The organism is Mesorhizobium sp. M1338 (assembly GCF_040318045.1).
In the GTDB taxonomy this organism is placed as follows: domain Bacteria; phylum Pseudomonadota; class Alphaproteobacteria; order Rhizobiales; family Rhizobiaceae; genus Mesorhizobium.
Genome location: NZ_JAMYLL010000140.1, coordinates 1 through 936, shown reverse-complemented (window position 1 = coordinate 936; position 936 = coordinate 1). Strand labels below are relative to the sequence as shown.

Sequence of the window (936 nt, the reverse complement as noted above, 5' to 3'; positions counted from 1 at the left end):
ACTCCTCATGCGCCTTGGCATCGACCCCCAGCCGCGCCTGCGCCACCAGATTGCGGAACGGCTGCGGTGCCGCAAGCTCATGCGCGCGTCCCTCCAGCACTGCCCGTACCTCGGCATACATGACTTCCAGCGTCGTGTGATCCCCGATCAAATGGTGCTGCAGCTGCTGCAGTAGCCAGCGGCGGCTGCCGGGCTCGCGCGCGATCACGAAACGCAACAACGGCGCCCGGCCAAGATCGACGCGTTCCCGGCGCGGATCAAACCGGCGCCGAAGCTCATCGGCGCCGGAACCACCACAGGCATCCAGCTCGACCTGGCTCACCTCGAGGGGTGCTTTGCGCCACACAACCTGGGCGGGGCTGGACAGCCCTTGCCAGACGAATGCGGTGCGCAGGATGTCGTGGCGATCGACTACCTGCTGGACCGCGCCGAGATAGCGGTCCAACAGCTCGCGATCGGCAAATGCCATCTGCGACACCAGCAGGTAGGGATCGCCCCGGCTGACCAGCAGATGATGGAACAGGATGCCGTCCTGCAGCGGCGACAGGGCATAGATATCCTGGACATTGCCAACGCCGCCGGGCACCGTTTCTACGATCCGGTCGATCTCCGGCTGGGCCAGCTCAATGAGCGGCAGCATCTGCGGCGTAATCGCCGTACTCTGTTCGGTGATCAGGTTGGGAGGCACCGTCACTTCGTGATTGCTGCCAAGGCCTTCGGCAAGATCGGCCAGCACCGGCCTGGCGAACAGGGTGCGCACCTCCACCCCGAGCGACAGCCGCCGCAGCCGCTCCATCAGCTGCACCGCCAGGAGCGAATGGCCGCCCAGTTCGAAGAAGTTGTCGTGGCGCCCGACCCGCTCGACCCTGAGAAGCTCCGCCCAGATCTGTGCCAGCGTCGTCTCGATCGCGCCGCGCGGCGCCTCATAGGCCGCCC

At 66.3% G+C, this 936-nt stretch carries 1 protein-coding gene; it reads right to left on the bottom strand.

Going from position 1 to position 936, the window contains the following annotated elements; translation table 11 throughout:
• The coding region (locus NKH19_RS33345) for a condensation domain-containing protein (RefSeq protein WP_352983961.1) at positions 1–936 on the bottom strand (936 nt) is incomplete at both ends.